The sequence below is a fragment of the Ruegeria sp. CE8 genome (assembly GCF_056537465.1).
In genome coordinates, this window is record NZ_JBQFRP010000009.1 from 164,354 (window position 1) to 182,995 (window position 18,642).

General features: G+C 59.2%; 18 protein-coding genes. 9 read left to right on the top strand and 9 right to left on the bottom strand.

What is annotated here, in order from left to right; translation table 11 throughout:
* Nucleotides 1-47: 47 nt before the first annotated feature.
* The 4 genes from ACR0AA_RS15560 to ACR0AA_RS15575 all read left to right on the top strand — a co-directional run bounded on the left by ACR0AA_RS15560 (nucleotide 48) and on the right by ACR0AA_RS15575 (nucleotide 4,330).
* A complete protein-coding gene (locus tag ACR0AA_RS15560) occupies nucleotides 48-881 on the top strand; it encodes an ABC transporter ATP-binding protein (protein ID WP_480665279.1) in 834 nt (277 codons plus the stop codon).
* A gap of 19 nt (nucleotides 882-900) precedes the next feature.
* Nucleotides 901-2,118: a phenylacetate--CoA ligase family protein gene (locus ACR0AA_RS15565; protein ID WP_480756381.1), complete on the top strand. Its 1,218-nt coding sequence runs from the start codon at nucleotides 901-903 to the stop codon at nucleotides 2,116-2,118.
* A gap of 120 nt (nucleotides 2,119-2,238) precedes the next feature.
* Nucleotides 2,239-3,903, top strand: a complete 1,665-nt coding sequence (locus ACR0AA_RS15570) for an ABC transporter permease (protein ID WP_480756382.1) — start codon at nucleotides 2,239-2,241, stop codon at nucleotides 3,901-3,903.
* A gap of 76 nt (nucleotides 3,904-3,979) precedes the next feature.
* Nucleotides 3,980-4,330, top strand: coding sequence for a DUF2794 domain-containing protein (locus tag ACR0AA_RS15575; RefSeq protein WP_480665276.1), 351 nt, complete (start codon nucleotides 3,980-3,982; stop codon nucleotides 4,328-4,330).
* Here ACR0AA_RS15575 and ACR0AA_RS15580 read toward each other — a convergent pair.
* From ACR0AA_RS15580 to ACR0AA_RS15590, 3 genes are all read right to left on the bottom strand, one after another.
* Entirely contained in the window at nucleotides 4,327-5,064 is a 738-nt protein-coding gene (locus tag ACR0AA_RS15580) for a C40 family peptidase (RefSeq protein ID WP_480665275.1), read from the bottom strand. The genes ACR0AA_RS15575 and ACR0AA_RS15580 overlap by 4 nt on opposite strands.
* Complete coding sequence (locus ACR0AA_RS15585) at nucleotides 5,061-6,443, bottom strand: leucyl aminopeptidase family protein (protein WP_480665274.1); 1,383 nt, start codon at nucleotides 6,441-6,443, stop codon at nucleotides 5,061-5,063. The genes ACR0AA_RS15580 and ACR0AA_RS15585 overlap by 4 nt, the downstream gene beginning before the upstream one ends.
* A gap of 63 nt (nucleotides 6,444-6,506) precedes the next feature.
* Nucleotides 6,507-6,890, bottom strand: a complete 384-nt coding sequence (locus tag ACR0AA_RS15590; RefSeq protein WP_480665273.1) for a hypothetical protein — start codon at nucleotides 6,888-6,890, stop codon at nucleotides 6,507-6,509.
* A gap of 150 nt (nucleotides 6,891-7,040) precedes the next feature.
* Here ACR0AA_RS15590 and ACR0AA_RS15595 point away from each other — a divergent pair, with 150 nt between their 5' ends.
* A complete protein-coding gene (locus ACR0AA_RS15595) occupies nucleotides 7,041-7,691 on the top strand; it encodes a carbonic anhydrase (protein WP_480665272.1) in 651 nt (216 codons plus the stop codon).
* A gap of 102 nt (nucleotides 7,692-7,793) precedes the next feature.
* Nucleotides 7,794-8,330 (top strand): SRPBCC family protein, encoded by a 537-nt coding sequence (locus tag ACR0AA_RS15600; protein WP_480665271.1) that lies wholly within the window; start codon nucleotides 7,794-7,796, stop codon nucleotides 8,328-8,330.
* 362 nt (nucleotides 8,331-8,692) lie between these two features.
* Here the strand turns inward: ACR0AA_RS15600 and ACR0AA_RS15605 are convergent, their stop codons facing one another.
* The 3 genes from ACR0AA_RS15605 to ACR0AA_RS15615 all read right to left on the bottom strand — a co-directional run bounded on the left by ACR0AA_RS15605 (nucleotide 8,693) and on the right by ACR0AA_RS15615 (nucleotide 12,059).
* A complete protein-coding gene (locus ACR0AA_RS15605) occupies nucleotides 8,693-9,715 on the bottom strand; it encodes an aspartate-semialdehyde dehydrogenase (protein ID WP_480665270.1) in 1,023 nt (340 codons plus the stop codon).
* 111 nt (nucleotides 9,716-9,826) lie between these two features.
* Nucleotides 9,827-10,867, bottom strand: a complete 1,041-nt coding sequence (locus ACR0AA_RS15610) for a glycosyltransferase family 4 protein (RefSeq protein WP_480665377.1) — start codon at nucleotides 10,865-10,867, stop codon at nucleotides 9,827-9,829.
* A gap of 19 nt (nucleotides 10,868-10,886) precedes the next feature.
* Nucleotides 10,887-12,059, bottom strand: a complete 1,173-nt coding sequence (locus ACR0AA_RS15615; RefSeq protein ID WP_480665269.1) for an MFS transporter — start codon at nucleotides 12,057-12,059, stop codon at nucleotides 10,887-10,889.
* 139 nt (nucleotides 12,060-12,198) lie between these two features.
* Between ACR0AA_RS15615 and ACR0AA_RS15620 the strand changes: the two genes are divergently transcribed.
* Nucleotides 12,199-13,341 (top strand): DUF3095 domain-containing protein, encoded by a 1,143-nt coding sequence (locus ACR0AA_RS15620; RefSeq protein WP_480756383.1) that lies wholly within the window; start codon nucleotides 12,199-12,201, stop codon nucleotides 13,339-13,341.
* Between the two features lie 4 nt (nucleotides 13,342-13,345).
* Here ACR0AA_RS15620 and ACR0AA_RS15625 read toward each other — a convergent pair whose 3' ends face one another.
* Both ACR0AA_RS15625 and ACR0AA_RS15630 read right to left on the bottom strand, forming a co-directional pair.
* The gene (locus ACR0AA_RS15625; protein ID WP_480665267.1) at nucleotides 13,346-14,116 is read right to left on the bottom strand and encodes an HpcH/HpaI aldolase family protein; all 771 of its coding nucleotides are present in this window, start codon (nucleotides 14,114-14,116) and stop codon (nucleotides 13,346-13,348) included.
* A gap of 15 nt (nucleotides 14,117-14,131) precedes the next feature.
* Complete coding sequence (locus tag ACR0AA_RS15630) at nucleotides 14,132-15,544, bottom strand: pyridoxal phosphate-dependent decarboxylase family protein (RefSeq protein ID WP_480756384.1); 1,413 nt, start codon at nucleotides 15,542-15,544, stop codon at nucleotides 14,132-14,134.
* Between the two features lie 236 nt (nucleotides 15,545-15,780).
* On the opposite strand from ACR0AA_RS15630, the gene hpaR reads away from it, so the two are divergent.
* Together hpaR and ACR0AA_RS15640 are read left to right on the top strand one after the other, a co-directional pair.
* The gene (hpaR, locus tag ACR0AA_RS15635) at nucleotides 15,781-16,215 is read left to right on the top strand and encodes a homoprotocatechuate degradation operon regulator HpaR (RefSeq protein WP_480665265.1); all 435 of its coding nucleotides are present in this window, start codon (nucleotides 15,781-15,783) and stop codon (nucleotides 16,213-16,215) included.
* Nucleotides 16,216-16,725: 510 nt separating this feature from the next.
* Nucleotides 16,726-17,418 (top strand): fumarylacetoacetate hydrolase family protein, encoded by a 693-nt coding sequence (locus tag ACR0AA_RS15640; protein ID WP_480665264.1) that lies wholly within the window; start codon nucleotides 16,726-16,728, stop codon nucleotides 17,416-17,418.
* A gap of 8 nt (nucleotides 17,419-17,426) precedes the next feature.
* On the opposite strand, the gene ACR0AA_RS15645 is transcribed toward ACR0AA_RS15640, so the two are convergent.
* Nucleotides 17,427-18,641 (bottom strand): winged helix-turn-helix domain-containing protein, encoded by a 1,215-nt coding sequence (locus tag ACR0AA_RS15645; RefSeq protein WP_480756385.1) that lies wholly within the window; start codon nucleotides 18,639-18,641, stop codon nucleotides 17,427-17,429.
* Nucleotide 18,642: the final 1 nt, after the last annotated feature.

The window sequence follows — 18,642 nt, forward strand, 5'->3', positions numbered from 1 at the left end:
GGCAGACCGCCGTCCCGAACCCAACACACGCACGAGGACACACCCAGATGCTGGATGCGGCTCAAACCACTGATGTGCAGGCGGAAACCCTGCTTGAGGTCAACAATATCGAGGTGATCTACAATCACGTGATCCTCGTCCTGAAAGGCGTCAGTCTGACCGTGCCCAAGGGCGGCATCACGGCCCTGCTGGGTGGCAACGGCGCTGGCAAGACCACGACCCTCAAGGCGGTGTCCAACCTGCTGCATTCGGAAAGGGGTGAAGTCACCAAGGGGTCGATCACCTATCGTGGGACCAGCGTGCATGAAAGCGATCCCGCCGATCTGGTGGAAAAGGGCGTCATCCAGGTGATGGAAGGCCGCCATTGTTTTGAACATCTGACCGTTGAGGAAAACCTGCTGACCGGGGCCTATACCCGCAAGGATGGCAAGTCGGCCATTCAGCAGGACCTTGAACTGGTCTACACATATTTCCCCCGCCTCAAGGAACGCCGCCGATCGCAGGCGGGCTACACCTCTGGCGGCGAACAACAGATGGTTGCGATGGGTCGGGCGCTGATGTCGCGACCTGAAACGATCCTGTTGGACGAACCCTCGATGGGCCTGGCCCCACAGCTGGTCGAAGAGATTTTCGGCATCGTGAAGGACCTCAACGAGAAGGAGGGCGTATCCTTCCTGCTGGCCGAGCAGAACACAAATGTGGCTCTAAGGTTTGCACATTACGGCTATATTCTGGAATCCGGGCGCGTCGTGATGGACGGTCCGGCCGCCGATCTGCGCGAAAACCCAGATGTGAAAGAGTTTTATCTGGGCATGTCCGACGAAGGCCGCAAAAGCTTCCGTGACGTGCGATCTTACCGCCGCCGCAAGAGGTGGCTGTAAGGGAATGGAGGATCTGGCGATGACCTATTACGACGCACTCGAAACCCGATCAGCCGATGAACGTGCCGCAGATCAGGCGCAGGCGCTGCGCACTCAGATTGACCGCGCTCTGTCCGCCCCCGGCTTTACTGCTCATCTGGCCGACGCCGACACTGGCGCTGTAAAGTCCGTTGAAGACCTGGTCAAACTGCCTGTGTTGCGGAAATCCGATCTGGCGCAGGCGCAGGCGTCGCGCCCGCCTTTCGGCGGCTTCACTGTCAAACCGGCGCGGCACTTCCATCACGTCTTCCAGTCGCCCGGCCCGATTTATGAACCCGGCAGCACGGATCATGATTGGTGGCGCATGGGGCGGTTCCTGAATGCGGCAGGCGTGGGTCCCGGTGATATCGTTCAGAACTGTTTTGGGTATCACCTGACGCCAGCCGGCATGATCTTTGAAAACGGCGCTCGGGCTGTTGGGGCTGCTGTGCTGCCTGCGGGCACCGGCCAGACGGAACTTCAGGTGACGGCGGCGCGGGATGTGGGCTGTACCGCCTATGCGGGTACGCCGGACTATCTGAAGGTCATTCTGGACAAGGCTGACGAGATGGGCGTGGCGCTGCATTTCTCGAAGGCCGTTGTCGGCGGCGGGGCGCTGTTCCCGTCTCTGCGTCAGGACTATGCCAACCGGGGCATTTCCTGCTTGCAATGCTATGCCACGGCCGATTTGGGCAATATCGCCTACGAGAGCGCCGCGATGGAGGGCATGATTATCGACGAACACGTCATCGTTGAGATCGTCACTCCGGGCACCGGAACACCGGTGGCTGCTGGCGATGTGGGTGAGGTTGTGGTGACCTCTCTGAATCCTGATTACCCGCTGATCCGGTTCGCCACCGGTGACCTGTCTGCGATTATGCCGGGCGTCTCGCCTTGCGGGCGTACAAACGCCAGAATCAAAGGCTGGATGGGCCGTGCGGACCAGACCACCAAGATCAAAGGTATGTTCGTGCGACCTGAACAGGTGGCCGCTTTGGTCGACAAACACGAAGAAATCGTGAAAGCCCGTGTCATCGCCGCCCGTCAGGGTGAGATGGACACGATGACCGTTCAGATCGAAAGCGCGGGCGGGGATGATATGGCCTACGCCAAATCTGTGGTCGAGGTGCTGAAACTGAAAGGCGCGATCGAGGTCGTGGCCCCCGGATCGCTGCCCAAGGACGGTTTGGTGATCGAAGATCAGCGCGTCTACGAATGATCGTCTGACAATTCTGCGGCAGTATGTGCCGCAGAATTGTTCCCCTGCGGACTGGTGTTTCTTAGCATTTTGGTCGATTAAAGGCGGATCAATAGCCAACGCCAGTCACAAACCGGGTCCATGGCCGAAATCGACTATTCAGAACACGGAAAGCGCAATCGCGGCGCGCTGGGCACCCGGCTGGTGGGTATCGTTGCCTATTTGGTCGCGGCGGCTTGTCTGCTGCCGATGGTGGCGGTCGTATTGGCGGCGGTCACTGGCGGGACAGATACGGTCTCACACCTGTTAGAGACGGTGCTGCCCGGTTACGCACTTACAACTGTGATACTGGTCGTTTTGGTGGCGGCAGGGACTTTCTCCATCGGCGTTGGCGCAGCCTGGCTGGTGACGATGACGCGCTTTCCCGGTGTCCGTTTTCTGGAAATCGCACTGGTCCTGCCTCTGGCCTTCCCGGCCTATGTCCTGGCCTACGCCTATACGTTCATTCTGGACCATCCCGGAATTGTGCAGACGACGCTGCGGCAGGTGACCGGATGGGGGCCGCGCGACTATTGGTTCCCCGAAATCCGCTCGACCGAGGGCGCGGCCGTGATGCTGATCCTCGTGCTCTACCCTTATGTCTATCTGCTGGCGCGCGCGGCGTTTCTGCAGCAAAGCGCCACCGCCTTTTTAGCCGCCCGTGCTCTGGGCAAAAGCCCGTGGCTGGCGTTCTGGCACGTGTCTTTGCCGATGGCGCGCCCGGCTATTGCGGGTGGTGTCTTGCTGGCGATCATGGAGACCATTGCAGATTTCGGGACAGTGGCCTATTTCGGCGTTCAGACGTTTGCCACCGGCATCTACACCAGTTGGTTCTCGATCGGAGATCGGGCTGCTGCCGCGCAACTCGCCCTGTGTTTGTTGGGCTTTGCATTGCTCATGGCCGTGGCCGAGCGGATGCAACGCGGCAAGGCCAGGTATTATCAGGCGGGCAAAAGTCATGCTTCTCTGCCGTCGGCTCAACTGAAGGGTTGGCAGTCTGTGGCGGCCTTTACGCTCTGCATTATACCGGTGTTGCTGGGCTTTTTGCTGCCGGTGTTCATCCTGATCCAGATGGGTATGACGTCGGAACAGAACTTGCTGTCGCGGCGGTACATTGGGTTCATCCAGAACTCGCTGACATTGGCCGGCGTTGCGGCGGTTGTCACAGTCTGTGCCGCGATCTGCGTGGGGTTCTTTCAGCGGCTGCGTCCGGGTCGCAGTTCGGCCACCGCGGGCTATCTGGCGCGGCTGGGTTACGCTGTGCCCGGCGGCGTGATCGCCGTTGGTCTGATGGTCCCCTTTGCCAGCTTTGACAACGCGCTGGACGCCTGGATGCGCGAGACGTTCGACGTCTCGACGGGTCTGCTGGTCACAGGTTCGATCTGGCTGCTGGTGGCGGCTTACATGGTGCGTTTTCTGGCCGCTGCACTGAGCGCCTATGAAGGCGGGCAGAGCACCGTTCATGCCAACATGGATGCGGCGTCACGGTCTTTGGGTCAAACGCCGCTGGGAACGTTGCGCCGGGTGCATCTGCCGATCCTGACACCTTCGTTGCTGACCGCGCTGTTGATCGTTTTTGTTGACGTGATGAAAGAGCTGCCCGCAACCCTGATCATGCGGCCGTTCAACTTTGATACACTGGCCGTGCAGGCGTATCGGTTGGCCTCGGATGAGCGGCTGGAGGGGGCTGCGGTGCCGTCTCTGGTCATCCTTGCTGTGGGGCTTTTGCCGGTGATTCTGATCTGTCGGCAGGTCGGGCGGCGCTAGGGCCCAGCGATCCAAAAATACCACACCTGTCGCCACCGGACTTGATTCAAACGCGTTTTCCGGCAAGGCTGAGGGTATGAACATGCAGCCTCCCAGCCGGTTTTCTGCAAACTCGGCCCAGATGCCAGTCGCGTTCGACCGGCGCGAGATGTCACATATCCTGTCCGTCTATGGCAGGATGGTCGCCGCCGGAGAATGGCGCGATTACGGCATTTCCAACCTGCGCGACATGGCGGTGTTTTCCATCTTTCGACGTACGGCAGAGCACCCGATCTATCGGGTCGAAAAGCACCCGCGCCTGCGATCGAAGCAGGGGATGTACTCGGTGATCGGTATGGATGGGCGCATCCTGAAGCGTGGCCATGATCTGCGCACTGTTTTGCGGGTCCTGGAACGCAAGCTGATCCGGTCCGTAGACCTTGATTAGAGCCGTTTATGGGCCGTTACAGGCCCGTCTCCCTGCTCCAGAATTCGGGTGATGGCCTGGTCCATCGGCTCAAACGTCACGTCCATGTGGTAGGCATTGGCATGCAGCAACATGTTGTCGCCATAGACCCATGCGACATGGCCCTTCCAGAACAAAAGATCGCCCCGTTTTGGTTCCGTCCCGGCGGAAAGTGCCTCGCCCAGTTTGCGTTCCTGATCCCCGCTGTCCCCAGGGCACGCCACGCCGCAGGCCAATAACCCGGCCTGAACCAACCCGGAGCAATCGATACCAGAACGGCTGTTGCCGCCCCACAGGTAGGGCGTGCCCAGAAACAACTCGGCCACAGTGACCGGATCGGTGAGCCGCGTTGCGCTGAGTTTGGCGTGAATTGCCGGTATGAACCCCAGTTCTGTCTCAAGAAACCGGTCCTGTTCGGACAGCACATGCAGTCTGCTGCCGAAACTCAGTGATACCCGGTCGGGGCTTTTCATGTCTGGCCGTTCATAGGCATGGGTCGCCGGTGCGGTGACCCAGTGGGTCTCTGTAGCCTCGGGTCCCAGATGTTCGGACCGGACCCAACCGGGATAGCCGTCCTTGTCCGAAGTGATCCGGCTCCATCCGTCGGTTTCCTCGGCAACATCTACCGGGTCACCAAACAACAGTTGCCGGTCCCGAGGGCCATTCGGATCGCGCAGCAGGTCCACAACCGGCTGTATGATGCGCCGGCGTGTCATAGGCCCAGAATTTCGGGCAGAGCGGTCAGCAAGGCGCGCGGTCCTTGTCCCAGTCCGCCTTTGCTGCGTCCGGGGGCTTTGCTGGGCTGCCAGGAATAGATGTCGAAATGCATGTAAGGAGTATCGCCCACAAACCGGCGCAAGAACAGGGCTGCGGTGATAGAGCCTGCAAATCCGCCTGCCGGGGCATTGTCCAGATCGGCAATGCCGGGTTCGATCATCGCCTCATACGGTTCATGGAACGGCATCCGCCAGACCGGGTCAGCGGCTTTCTTGCCTGCTCGTGCCAGTGCCTCCGCCGTGCTGTCGATATCGGTGTAGAACGGTGTCAGATCAGCGCCAACGGCAACTCGGGCTGCGCCGGTCAGCGTCGCCATCGAGATGATCAGGTCTGGCTCACCCTCGTCCGCCAATGCCAAAGCATCTGCCAGAACCAACCGTCCTTCCGCATCGGTGTTATTGATCTCAACGGTCAGGCCCTTGCGTGAGGTCAGGACGTCCCCGGGTCGGAACGCATTGCCGGACACCGAATTCTCGACCGCCGGGATCAGAATGCGCAGCTGCACCGGCAGCTCCAACGCCATGATCATCCGCGCCAGACCCAACACATTGGCCGCGCCACCCATGTCTTTCTTCATCAAAGCCATCGAGTTGCCCGGCTTAAGGTTCAACCCGCCCGTATCAAAACAGACGCCTTTGCCAACCAGCGTCAACTTGGGGCCGGATTTACCCCAGTTCATCTCGATCAGGCGCGGTTCCTGCGCGGCGGCGCGGCCAACGGTGTGGATCATAGGGAAGTTCTGTTCCAGCAGAGCGTCGCCCCGGATCACGGCACAGGATGCGCCGAATTCCTGCGCCAACACTTCGGTTGCCGCATGCAACTGGTCCGGACCCATGTCGGAGGCCGGAGTGTTAACCAGGTCGCGGGTCAGAGCCTCGGCATTTGCCAGAACCTCGATCCGAGCGGCATCGACACCTTCGGGCGCGACAAGGCGGGCCTTGGCCGCGGATTGCGTAGCATAGCGGTTATAGGCGTACCCTGTCAGCAACCAACCTAGGCATTCGGTGCTCAACGCGTCTTCGGGCACTCCGGAGGCGATGTGATAGGCCCCTTTTGGCAACGCTTCGGCCGCGGCAGCCAACGGGAACCGTTTTCGCGCGCGATTGGCGGCTTTGCCGTAACCAGCCAAAGCAAATCCCGACCTGGCCTTCGCGCCTGGAACCAACAACGCCTGACCCATCGCGCCGGTAAACCCGTTGGCCTCGACCCAAGACACGACGTTATCCGGCTGCTTTTGCAGCCAGGCGTCCAGATCGGGTTGCGCAATAACATGAAGCGGAACAGAAGATTCGGATGGCGAAGCGAAGGACAGGGTCATGGGGATCTCGGCTGGTTCGATTTGCGCCCAGCCTAGCTGCCCACAATCCGTCCGCAAGCCCCGTCAGACGGAAAGATCCTGCTGATCCCAGATCACGGTCAGTGATTTCTCACCGACACGGATCAGCCGCGACAGGGTGGCGCCGGTTGCAACGGCGTCCCCTGTATCCACGTTTTGCGCCACGTCGTCGGCCACCCGGGCCAGCGCGGTCATACCGACCTGCTCGGCGATGGCCACCAGCGAACGTGCGCATTTGCGCAGCCCGGCCCAGTCGCGTCGTCGCCAGAAACGCTCGCAATTCGACAGTCGTACCGCCAGTTCCTCGACCGTACGGCACAACACATCCAGGGCATTCTTGTCGCCCAACTGGTGATGTAACCCGTTCAACCTATCCGAATCCAGTCGCACGGTTTCTTTGTGTTCAAGCGTGATTATGTTAGCCACCACAATTACCCCAATTCTTTACGCCCCCACGGCATAGCTGGACTTTGGTGGTAGAATCCTTTGCAAAACCTTGCATCTGTGTTTGAAAATGGGTCGAATTTTTCGCGAATTCAGTTTACAGCAGCCGACAGACACAAGAACAGGGACACGAGAATGGACTTAGCCAAACCTCTGCCGACCTATCTGGTCAAGCGGTACCACGGCTGGAAAGCCACCACCTATTCGGAAAACCAGGTCTGGTATCGCCGCCTGGCCACCGAAGGACAGCGCCCACGTGCGATGGTGATTTCCTGCTGTGACAGCCGGGTTCACGTGACATCGATATTTGGTGCTGATCAGGGCGAGTTTTTCATTCATCGCAATATTGCCAACCTCGTGCCGCCTTATGCGCCCGATGGTGATCACCACGGCACCAGCGCGGCTATCGAATACGCGGTTACCGCGCTGAAAGTTGCACATCTGATCGTGCTGGGCCATTCGCAATGCGGTGGCGTTCAGGGCTGCATCGACATGTGCAAGGGCAAAGCGCCACAGCTGGAAGCAAAAGAAAGCTTTGTTGGCCGCTGGATGGACATCCTGAAACCGAAATACGATTTGGTTGCCGATGTTGAAGACGGCGTCGAACAGGCACGGCAGTTCGAACGGCAGGCGGTCGTGGCCTCGCTGGAAAACCTGATGACATTCCCCTTCGTGTCTTCGGCCGTCGAGGATGGCTCGCTCAGCCTTCACGGCTTGTGGACCGACATCGGTGAAGGCGGGCTGCAGTGCTATGACCCAAAGGAGAAGAAATTCGTGGTTGTCTAGACGACCCGATGTCTGAGAGTTTTTGTGGCGCGGATCAGGTCTCTGATTTCGCGCCATTTTTTGTTATGCTCAGGGCAAATCTTTTTGGATCAGGAGCGCACAATGCGATTCATTAAACGTATTCTCGTCACTCTGCTTTTACTCATTCTGGTTCTGGTCGGCGTCTCTTACCTTTTGCCCAGCAAGGCCGAAGTGTCCCGCAGCATTATGATCGACGCACCGGCCAGCGCGATCTTTCCTTATGTGAATTCGATGCAGGAAACCGAAAAGTGGTCGCCCTGGCTGTCGCGCGACCCTGAAACCCAACTGTCCTATAGCGGTCCCGAGGCAGGCGTTGGCAACACCCTGAACTGGACCTCTGAGCACCCGCAGGTTGGCTCCGGGACGCAAGAAATTGTCGAAAGCGTGCCGGACCAGACAGTCAAAACGGCGCTTGACTTCGGTCCGATGGGTACGGCTTCTGCATCCTTCGATCTGACGCCCGAGGGCAATCAGACTCAGTTAACATGGGGATTTGAATCCGATCTTGGCATGAATCCAATGTCGCGTTGGATGGGCCTGATGATGGATAACTGGGTCGGTGGCGATTACGAGCGCGGGTTGGCCAATCTCAAGGCACTTGTCGAAGGGCAGGGGTGATCAACGCCGGGCGCGACATTTGTTAAGATTTGGCGGTGGCGATACCTGACAAGATTGACCTGTAGAGCGACCAATTCTGTCACATCCTGAACCGATTTGGTCGGTGACACGCGTGAGTTTGTGGGAAGTGAAGTCCCGGTCAAATTCACCGGCTAGATCAACGATACGGAAGGCTATGATCCAAAGCCAAAAAGACCAAAAGAAGGATTGTTAACCTCAATTTCTTTTTGCCCTTCTAAATCAAAAGTACCCTGCAGGCTTCTGAACGCTGCCAATTTGAAAACAGTATTGCTCCGCAAAGCCTAATAAAAAAAAGCCCCACCGATCACTCGACGGGGCCTCGTTCATTTACGTCTGTGGACTTAGCCCTTCTTCAGAACCTCACGGCCCAGCAGTTCTGCGATCTGCACCGCGTTCAGCGCGGCACCTTTGCGCAGGTTGTCCGAGACGCACCACAGGTTGATGCCGTTTTCAATCGTCGAGTCCTGACGGATGCGGCTGATAAAGGTGGCGAAATCGCCTGCGCATTCGACCGGCGAGACGTAGCCACCGGCTTCGCGCTTGTCGATCACCATGATGCCCGGTGCTTCGCGCAGGATGTCACGCGCTTCGTCTTCGTCCAGGAATTCCTCGAACTCGATGTTCACAGCCTCGGAATGGCCAACGAACACCGGAACGCGGACGCAGGTGGCTGTGACCTTGATTGACGGGTCGACGATCTTCTTGGTCTCGACAACCATCTTCCATTCTTCCTTGGTCGAGCCGTCTTCCATGAAGACGTCGATCTGCGGAATGACGTTGAAGGCGATCTGTTTCTGGAACTTTTTCGGCGGAACGTCCGAGGTAGGGTTGTAGACCGCTTTGGTCTGATCCCACAGCTCGTCCATGCCTTCCTTACCGGCACCCGAAACCGACTGGTAGGTCGACACGACAACGCGCTTGATCTTGGCGCGGTCATGCAACGGCTTCAGCGCGACAACCATCTGCGCGGTCGAGCAGTTGGGGTTGGCGATGATGTTCTTGTTTTTGTAGTCGTGGATCGCCTCGGGGTTACATTCCGGCACGATCAGCGGAATCTCGGGGTCATAGCGATACAGCGACGAGTTATCGATCACCACGCAGCCAGCGGCCGCCGCCTTGGGGGCATAGGTCTTGGTTGCGTCCGAGCCAATGGCGAACAGGGCCATGTCCCAGCCGGTGAAGTCAAAGGTGTCGATGTCCTGGGTCGTCAGTGTCTTGTCGCCAAAGCTAACTTCTGTGCCCAGCGAACGACGGCTTGCCAGAACGGCGAGTTCATCGACTGGGAACTGGCGTTCCGCCAGAATGTTCAGCATTTCGCGGCCCACGTTACCCGTGGCGCCGGCGACAACGACGCGATAGCCCATTTCATGTCTCCAAAGTTAAGGACGCGCGTTCATAGCTGCGTTGCGGCGAAGAAAAAAGAGTTTTCGGGGTATTATTGCCGGAATGACGCCGATTTTACGCAATGCAGCCCGTCAGGCGTCGCTGAGAAGCCGTTCATAGAGGGCGACAAGTGTTTTTGCTTCACCATTGATGTCGAAATTCTGCTCGACATGGGCGCGTGCGGCGATGCCGGAACGGGCCAGGGATTCGCGGTCGAACAGCATCTCGGCGGCGGCGTCGGCCAGCGCGGGAATGTTCCCGGGTTCGACCACACGGCCCAGAGACGGGTCGGTGACAATCTCGGAGAACGCACCTACATCGGTGGCAACAACCGGCACGCCACAAGCCATCGCCTCGAGAGGCGTGAGGCCAAAGCCTTCCCACCGTTGAGGGGCGATGAACAGGTCCAGCACCTGATACCACTCGGCGATCTGATCGACGGTCACTTCGGGCATGAACAGAATGCGGTCAGCCAGGCCGGCCTTGGCGACCCTGTCTTTCAGTTCGGTCAGAAAGCCGGTGTGTTTCTCGGTCGCGCGTCCCATGACGATGCCATGGACGTCGTCAAACCGCCCGCACAGGTCGATCATTGCGTCGACAAACGCGTCGGTGCCTTTCTGATGCCGGATACGGCCATAGCAGCCCAGCAACAGGCCATCAGGCAAGCCCAGCCGGGCACGGACAGCGGCCTTGTCTTCGGGAGGCGTGAAATCCTGCAGGTTGATACCGTGCATGATCACCTGCGCATCACGCTCCAGATACCCGGCAGTTTTGCGCGAGGTGGCAACCACGGCGTCCATCTTGTCGATCAGCCACTTGGTATAGCCGCTATGGGCGCGTTGCGAAGCGCTGGTGAACAGCAGTTTCAGGCGCAGGCGGAGGATATTGCGCAGGAACAGGCCCAGCAGCATCTCGGTATTGCGGCGCGCATGCCAGACGCGCAGGGTTTTGCGTGACAGAAAAGGCAGGCGACCCAGCGGAATATGAGGGATGTCAGCGGGCAGGCCCGGACCTGTTGCGGCGATCTCGATCCACTGCACCTGCAGCGGCACAAGCCGCGCAATCGTCGCCGTCACACCCGAAAGCCTGCGTTTGAGATTGGGGGCAAGGACGCGCGGGTCGGACACTGGGATACTCCTGACTGATCCAGCGTCAGTCGACGCTGTCTCGGCTGAACAGATAGATCACGCATCCGATGGCAAGCGCGACCGCAAAAAAGCCGAATATCGCTGTGTAGGGCGCGGTTGGACTGATGTCCACCGTGGCCGCGTGTATCCGGCCGGTGACAAATTGCGCCAGACCTGCGCCGCCGATGCCAAAGAGATTCAGCAGGGTCATACCACGCCCGACCAGATGCGGCGGCACGAAGGCGCGGCCATGGGCCATAATGACCGGAAAGCTGGCGCCCAGAAAACCGATCGCTGCCATCAGCACCACGGACAGCCAGACCGCGCTGTCGATCCAGAGACACATCAGAACCAAGCCAGCCGCACCCAGCGCGTTGCCGCCGAAGATCACCCACTTCCGGGTGCCCAGCATCCGATCCAGCGGGCCATAGGCAAAGGTGCCCGCAATCATCGCGGCACCCATGATCAGGGTTGCGGTTCCGATCTGAGTGGTGCTGAGGTTGAAGATGTCGCTCAGGTATGGCCCGGCCCAAAGGCCCCGCGTGGCTGCCGAGGGCGCATAGGCGACCAGCATCAGCGGCAGGATTGCCCATAGTGCAGGTTCTTTCAGCAGATCCAGAAGTGAGCCACGATGTGCGGTCTCAACCCGTTTGGGATCATGCACGGTGAACAGGATGCCCAGCGCGATAGCGCCCGAAAACAGGGCAAGCACCCACATCGTTGCGCGCCACCCCAGAAGTTCTACGGCCAAGGCCGTTGGGTAAGAGGCCACCAGATTGCCGACGGAGCCAACACCCAACATCACCGCGGCCAAGGTCGCAAAGCGTGCTGGCGGATATTCCCGCGCAAAGATGTAGTAAGACGCCATCAGGACCGGAGAGCACCCAATGCCGATCAGCCCCATGGCGATCGCAATGTGAAACGGCGTGCTGGACAGCGCGAACAACGCCGCACCGCCTGCGCCTCCAACGAAAAGCAGAATCGCGGCCGTCAGGCGCGGCCCGACCTGGTCCAGCGCCCAGCCCACGGGCAATTGCATGGCGGCAAAGACCAGGAACCAGAGGCCGGAGGCAAAGGCCAGATCCTCGGGGGTGGCGCCAATGTCTCGCCCCAGATCGACGCTAAGCACTGCGAGAAAGGCGCGAAAAAACTGGCTGAGCACATAGCCCAGACACAACACCACCAGACCTGCCTTCATGAAAAGCCTCTTCCCCGAACCTGCGCAGAAATGCTTGGCACGTCACGGTGCCACACACAAGCGCGTGTGCTATACTGTTTTCACCGGACAGCGATCACATTCGGGCTATCCTTGTCCCTACCGAACATCCGAGGTGCCAATGAAAGACGCCCAGGCCGCGTTCTATGACAGTCTTCCCCTGTTGCGGGACTTCAACCGCCTGGTGGAACCGGAACGGTTTTCGGCGGTGCCCAGTGACTGGGCGCTGGGCGTTGCGGATATCGTCGACTCCACCGGCGAAATCGCAAAGGGCCGGTACAAGACGGTGAACATGGTTGGTGCAGCAGTGATCTCGGCTATGATTAATGCGCTTCGGGGCAAAGAGTTTCCTTATGTTTTTGGCGGTGACGGTGCCGGATTTGCCGTACCTGCCAGCGAGATCGATACTGCGCGCGCCGTTCTGGCCGACGTTAGACGGTGGGCAGAGGAAGAGTTTTCGATATCTTTGCGCGGGGCGTTGGTGCCGGTTTCAAATATCCGTATGGCAGGCAAGGACCTACGGGTTGCACGCTACGCGCCATCCGACGGTGTAGACTACGCCATGTTCTCGGGTGGGGGTCTGGCTTGGGCCGAAGCGCAGATGAAAGCCGGAGAATTCACCGTCCCAGCTGCCGAGCCCGGCGCGCAGCCGAACCTGACCGGGCTGTCTTGCCGCTGGTCCAACAGCAGGGCGCGCAACGGCCAGATCGTGTCGGTCGTCGTGCAACCCACTGCAAGGGCGACTGAGAGTGATTTTGCCGATCTCGCCCGATCCGTTCTGTCCGCCTCGGAGGGTTTGGAGCGTTCGGGACATCCGGTTCCGGAAAACGGCCCGCCGATCAAATGGCCGCCCCCCGATGTCGGGCTGGACGCCCGCGTTGCGCGAGCCGGTCGCAACCTGCTTATGCAGCGGGTCAAGTTGCTGGGACAAAACCTGTTGATTGCCTTGTTGTTCAAATCGGGGAAACGGTTGGGCAATTTCGAACCCGAACACTACAAGCGCATGGTCAGCCGCAATGCCGATTTCCGCAAGTTCGACGACGGGCTGAAAATGACGCTGGACTGTGATCCGGCCACGCTGACACAGATCCAGACGATGCTGGAACTAGCCCGGGGTCGTGGAAAGATCCGCTATGGGCTGCACGCGCAGGACGAAGCGATGATGACCTGCTTCGTCCCCTCGGCCACGCGCGATGACCATGTCCACTTCGTGGACGGGGCCTCGGGCGGCTATGCGCAGGCTGCTGCCGCCATGCAGGCTTAACGTCTCACTTCGCCTTCCATTCTGCCGCCAAGGCTCGCGACACCTGCGCGAGCAGCATCACGTCAATGCCGACCGCCAGAAACTGCGCGCCCATCTCGAGATAGGCTTGGGTTGCTTCTGCGTTGGTGCCAAGAATGCCGGGAGCTTTGCCGGCCGCGCTGATCCGTGTCATCGCATCGGCAATGACGGCGCGCACTTCAGGCGCGGCGCTGTTGCCCTGGTGGCCCATATCTGTCGACAGGTCTGCCGGGCCGATAAAGACCCCGTCAATTCCCTCGACCTGCAGAATGTCATCCAGCGCCGCCATCCCGGCGCGATTCTCCACCTGAACCAGCAAGCAGATTTGATCGTCGGCGGATTGAATATACTCGGTGACCGACCCGTACATCGTCGCCCGGGCGGCACCAGCTCCGACACCGCGAACGCCTTGCGGCGGATACTGGCACGCCTTCACCAGTTCACGCGTCTGTTCGGCGCTTTCGACCATCGGCACCAGGATCGTCTGTGCTCCGGCATCCAGTACCATTTTGATCAGCGCGGTATCGCCCACCGGCACCCGCACCACCGGGTGCGAGGCGCTGGCCGTCAGCGCGATCAGCTGGTCGCGGATCGAGCGGATGTCGTTTGGTGCATGTTCACCATCAATGACCAGCCAGTCGAAGCCGGCGGTGCCCATGATCTCGGCGGTGACGGTTTCGGCAAAGCTCATCCAGCAGCCGATTTGTCGCTCTCCGTTTCTGAGGGCGTGTTTGAAGCGGTTCATGGGGGCGGGCATCGCGGAACCTCCTGTTTACGTCAGCGAGCGGGCGATTTCGGTAATCACGTCAAAGGCCATTCTAACATCGTCTTCGGTCGTCTCGAACTGACCGGCCTGGAACCGGATCACCAGATCGCCATCAACCCGGGTTTGTGTCAGATAAATGCGGCCATCATCGTTGATAGCATTCACCAGCCGCAAGTTCAGATCGTCCAGATCAGCATGACCCGACGGAGCATACCGGAATGTCCACAGTGACCACATCGGTTGGGTCACGATTTCGAAGTCCGGTTCAGCCGCCAGCCGGTCATGAAGTGCAACGGACCAATTGACGTGGTTGCGCAGACGGTCGCGCAGCCCTTCCAGCCCATAGGCGCGCATCACGAACCACAGTTTCAGCGCACGGAACCGGCGGCCCAATGGCACCGACCACTCCGAGTAGTTGATGATCCCATCCTTACCGTGGGTCTTCAGGTATTCCGGGCTGATGGCCAGCGTCTGCACCAGATCGTCGGGGTCTTTCAGGAAATGCGCGCAGCAGTCGAACTGAATGCCCAGCCATTTGTGCGGGTTGAAGACGATGCTGTCGGCCTGATCCACACCGGGCCAATAGCGGCGATATTCGGGGCAGATCATGGCCGACCCCGCCCAGGCCGCGTCCACATGGGAATAAAGCCCATATTTCTGCGCGATCTTCAGACATTCATCGACCGGATCGGTCGCCCCCGTGCCCGTGCCGCCGACGCAGAGAATGACGCCAGCAGGATGCAAACCAGTGTCTAAATCGGACTGAATTGCCGCTTCCAGCGCTTCGGGGTCCATCCCCCGCCAATCCCCTTTGATCGGAATACGCACCAGATTGTCCTGCCCGATCCCGGCAACCCATATGGCGCGATCAACGGATGTGTGCACTTCGGCCGAACAATAAACGCGCAGTGGTTTCCGCCCGAACAATCCTTGTTGGTTCCCTTGCCAGTTCAGGGCTTTCTCTCGCATCGTCAACACTGCGGCCAGTGTCGCTGAGGAGGCGGAATCCTGAATGACACCCGCAAAGCCTTCCGGCAGGTCCAGCGCCTGACGCAGCCAGTCCATCATCCGCGTTTCCATCTCGGTCGCGGCCGGCGAGGTCTGCCACAACATGCATTGCGGGGCGATGGCGCTAGCCAGGAACTCGGCCAGGACCGATGGGGCCGAGGCGTTCGAGTTGAAATAGGCAAAGAACCGAGGATGCTGCCAATGGGTGATCCCCGGCATCACGATGTCCTCGAAATCGCGGAAGACGTCCTCCATCGGCTGCGCGTGCTCCGGCGGATGTTCGGGCAGCGCGTTGAGAATGTCCCCCGGTTCGGTTCGGGCGCGTACAGGTTTGTCACCGACCGTCATGTGATAATCCTGTGTCCACTCGGCGATTTTCTTGCCCCAGTCCGAAAACTCATCCCACTTCATGCTAATCCTCAGATTTCCATCAAACCCGAGGCCGCCCCGAGCTGAGTTTCTTTATGTCGACAGTCATGGGCATTCAGCGCCAAAGGTCAATATTAATTGCTATGTTTACTAAATTTGATACCGCTTTGACGCGGGTTAGCGCCATTCATTAAGTCTCTAATAAACGAAATTCAGATAATAACGTACGAATTTGACTGGTCAGTTGCAGTAACGCCCGAATTCGGCAAAGATTCCGTATGACCAGCGACTTACCTAAAACGTCTCGCTCATTGCCGATTGCACTGCTGCGGGCGCGCGAAAGGGTCATGGGACCTATTCGGAATATGCTGGCTGATGCGGGTGTAACGGAACAACAATGGCGCGTTTTGCGCGTTCTGAAAGAGGAAGGCCCGCAGGAGCCAACGCGTATCGCGGATCGTGCGTGCCTTTTGCTGCCCAGTCTGACGCGAATCCTGCAAAAACTGGAAGCCAAGGGTTTGATCCGGCGCAAAGCTCATTCCGATGACAAGCGTCGCCAGATTGTCGACATCACCGCGAAAGGTGAAAAGATCATACAGGACAACATGCAGGTGACGCTGCACCTGGCCGAAGAGATCAAGGCCCAGTTGGGACCCGACCGGCACGAAGCCCTGTTGGATCTGCTGAATGATTTGCATGATCTGAAGACCTGATCGCGTGTGCTGCAGGATGCGGGCACAGCCCCCGCCGGAGAGATAGGGGGTATCCTCCGACGGGGTGGCCAGACTTTGACTGGACTTTCTGTCTGGCCCCGCGGCCAGATGTTCCGGGTTACCCTTTCCCATCCAGCTCACGTTTCAGAGAAACAGCCGACCTGAAATTAGGCGGACATCCGGACACAAAGACCGTGTTGGGGGTGATGATCTTTGGCCGTCGTTCTCTGATACAGTCGCACCCAACAGCGGGTGAGTGGCTTCAGCTGCGGCGGGTGTCTTGAGGTCAACGCTAGGTCTCCGGCTATATGTCTCCGGATTCGCATGACTTTCTTTGTCTGGTCACATAGCCCGTGTCGGGTGCTTGCCAAGGCAAAAAACCCAATTGTGAACACGCGCTGAAAGCTGCCCGTTCCCGCAATGGTGATAAAGGGTGCGTTCCCGCGCGGCTTGTCCAAGTGATCATGCCGACTTAGAAACGACGTGCGTGTTGCAGTTTAGGGGGCATTGATGCCGGACAATCTGTTTTCCTTACCCGAACCGGTCGCAATTCCGGTAGAGGGTGTTTCGTCAACATATCCCGTAGGTCGAATTTTCTGTGTCGGACGCAATTATGCGGCTCATGCGGCGGAAATGGGGAATGAAGTCGACCGGGAAGCGCCTTTTTACTTCACGAAATCTGCTGCGAACGCGGTTTTGTCCGGTGCGACAGTGCCATATCCACCGGGCACAGAGAATTTTCACTATGAGATGGAGTTGGCGGTTGCGATCGGCAAATCGGTATTCCGTGCAGGCAGTGCCGAGGCGCTGAGTGCTGTTTACGCCTATGGGTGCGCCTTGGACATGACCCGCCGCGACCTGCAAATCCGCGAGCGGAACAAGCAACGTCCATGGGATTTGGGCAAGGATCTTGAAAACGGAGCCGTGTTCGCGCCCTTGACCCGCGCTGCGGACTGGGCCCCGGACGCCAACAAACGAATTCACCTGAGCGTGAACGGCGAGATCCGGCAGGACGCGACGCTGGAAGAGATGATCTGGAAAATTGACGAGATCATCTGCCACTTGTCCGGTTTCTACCACTTGCGGCCGGGTGACCTGATCCTGACTGGCACCCCGGCAGGGGTTGGCCCGGTCCAGGCAGGCGACGTTTTGGAAGGCGGCATTGACGGGTTGCGGCCGATCGGCCTGACATTGACGCGGTGAAAAAGACCCTACTTGGAGGCTTTTAGCCAATCTGCCGCGAATACCACGCTGTCGAGTCCGGTAAATCGGCGGACGCGGTCGAGTTCTGATTGCAACCTGTTGGTCCGTGCATCGGACCAGCGCACGGATCGTTCCGGCCACAGTGCATTGACCTGAAGCACACCGCGATCCCGTTGCGCCTTCATGTCTATACGGCCGATCATCCGGTCACCTTCCAGCAGTGGGAAGACGTAATACCCGTAAGTTCGCTTTGCCGCCGGCACGAATACCTCAATCCGGTAGTGGAACCCGAACAGTCGCTCGGCGCGATTGCGATCCCGTAGCATGGGATCAAAGGGGCTGAGGACACGGATGCGGCCTGACGGGCGCGGCACGGTCGCGGCCATTTCCGAAACAGACGGGCGAGCGATCACTTTGCGCACATTCCCGTCCGCACACGTAATCTCGACCTCTTCCAAAACACCCTTGATTAGACCCTGTTCACACCAGGATTTCGCTTCGGACACGGAAACGGTATCCCAGAACGCGGCCAATTCGCCCGAGGTCGCGAACCCCAACCGATCCAGTGCCGCATTGCAAAGCCAGTTCACTGTTTCCTTGGCGTCGCAAGGGGCGTTCCCAGGGCAAAGATGTGTTTCGATCACCCGTTCCGTCAGGTCATAGCGCTTTTGAAACCCCTGCCGCCCGATGACCGTTAGCGCGCCTGAGCGCCACAGAAACTCAAGCGCGGTTTTTGACGGGTGCCAGTCCCACCAACCGCCCGAGCCCTTTTTCTCATCCTTGCCAACATCGGATGAGGACACGGGGCCATGGTCGCGGATGTGCTGCAGGACAATGGCAAACTGCTGTTCGAACCCGTCCCGGCGCCAGTTCTTCCATCGGGATTTCAGCAAATCGGCGTCGCGCTGAAAGCGCAGGTGCCAATGGGGATAAAACTCCATAGGAATGACAGCCGCGTCATGGGTCCAGTGTTCGAACAAAGCCCTGTCGCGTTCGTACAGGCGTTTGAGATTGCCCGCGCGGTAGGATGGCCGCCGCGAAAACAGGATCATGTCATGCGCGCGCGCAACCGTGTTGATGCTGTCCAGTTGCACAAAGCCGAGCCGGTGGATCAATTCCAGCAGGTCCGAGCCTTTGGAGCCACCTGACGGCGGTTCAGCCAATGCATGCCGATCCATGAACAGCGCGCGGGCTGTCCGGTTATCCAGCCGTTGCATGGCCATG